1 protein-coding gene is annotated in these 1,639 nt (G+C 62.6%); it reads right to left on the reverse strand.

The features are described 5' to 3' along the window. Positions 1–410: 410 nt before the first annotated feature. Positions 411–1,553, reverse strand: coding sequence for an IS110 family transposase (locus DID96_RS37600; protein WP_124604358.1), 1,143 nt, complete (start codon positions 1,551–1,553; stop codon positions 411–413). Positions 1,554–1,639: the final 86 nt, after the last annotated feature.

Consider the following 1,639-nt stretch of genomic DNA (forward strand, 5'->3'; position numbering starts at 1 on the left):
AACAGACCCTTCTATGGGGAGTCAGAAGTCAAGCCCCGTCTGAGATATACATTTCGTCATGCAAAGTAATGTTCCTTACCTGTCGCCTGCTACGACCAGACTTGGAGAGGCGGCAGACGACCTGTGATTCGCAGGTTGCGACGCTGATGACCTACACCATTTGCAGTCTGGCATGTCAATGTCACTCAGGTCAGGGTGTCTGTTGACCGCTCAATGCCGGGTCGACCTTCTATCCGTGCCGGCCTGGCAGGCCGGTCACCTCATGCCTCATGCGCTTGCTGCAAGCGCTGGCGTCACCCTGTTACCGACGCGCCCCATCTAGGGAAACGGCCGCCCGCAATGGGTGGCCCGAGTCTGTTTCGGGCGCGTTGACCTTGTATGCTGTCACTGCATCTGGATGGTTCAGTCACTCACCATATGGCTTCCCGCGGCTTGAGTCTGGCTCCAGCGGGAATCTCACCGTGCTCGAGCAAGCGCCACAGGGCGATGGCCAGACGTCGGGCGAGCGCCACGATACCGATGCGCCGCAGCCGCTTGCCCGTGCCGGCAAAACGCTTGTTGAACCAGTGACTGAGCTGGCTGTCGGGCTGCAGGCGCAACCAGCTCCATGCAAGCTCGACCAGCAGCCACCGGCATCGGCGGTTGCCCGCCTTGCTGATACCCTGTTCAATCTCACTGGTGCCGCTGGCGAAGGGCGTGGGTGTCAGGCCCAGGCAGCCGGCAAGTTCCCGGCGATTGCGAAACTTGCGCCACCCGAACAGTTCCTGGACCAGCGTCCATGCGCTGCCCGTACCGATGCCAGCGAGCTGTGCGAGCATCGTCATGGCGGGATGTGCGCCACTGCGTACCTGCTGCTCCTGCTGTGTTTCGAGCAGACGGACCTGCTTGCGTACCAGTTCCAGCCGCTCGCATTCGCGCTCAATCTCGGCGCGCAGGCCCGGTGCGACGGACTCGCGCAGCTGGGCCCAGCTGCGCGACCAGACGCGGCCACCGATATTCCGGACGCGCAGGTTGTGCAGCACCAGCAGGGAGCGGATACGGTTCGTATGCGCGGTACGCTCGTGCCGCAGACGTTCAAGTTCTCGGTGCAGGCGGCGGTCGTCCTCCTGCTCCGGCGTGGGAATCCGGGCAACCGCCCATACCCTTTGCTCGCCGGCGTGGTAGCGCATCAGCATCGACAGCAGCTTGTCGCTGTCAAGCCGGTCCGTCTTCGCTCGACGGGCACGCCGGTTCACCTCGATACTGGCCGAATCCACCACGAGATTGACGATACCCTGTTCCGTCAGCCAGCGGTGCAGCCAGAACCCGTCGCGACCCGCCTCATAGCAGCTGTAGACCGGTGCGTCGGCAGTGAGATGGCAGCGCACCCTGGCGTTCGCGATGCTGGTGAGAACCGCCGTGGTGTCACCCGCGATAACCGTGCAGTGGCTGGGCGCACGCTGGCCATCACCCAGCGAAAGCTTCCAGTTCTTCTCACCCAGTTCAAAGGCCATGTACAGGCGGCCAGCTGCCGTCGTATCCTGTCCACGGAGGGCTGTGTCAGGCGTATTCATATGCGTGCTCCTTCGGAGAAAACGAGTGTGCAACTCCGTTTTACTCCAGTCGGGCTTCTGTCACTGCCCTCCCACATAGCATCTAG

The sequence above is a fragment of the Burkholderia sp. Bp8963 genome, assembly GCF_003854275.1.
Taxonomy (GTDB): Bacteria; Pseudomonadota; Gammaproteobacteria; order Burkholderiales; family Burkholderiaceae; genus Burkholderia.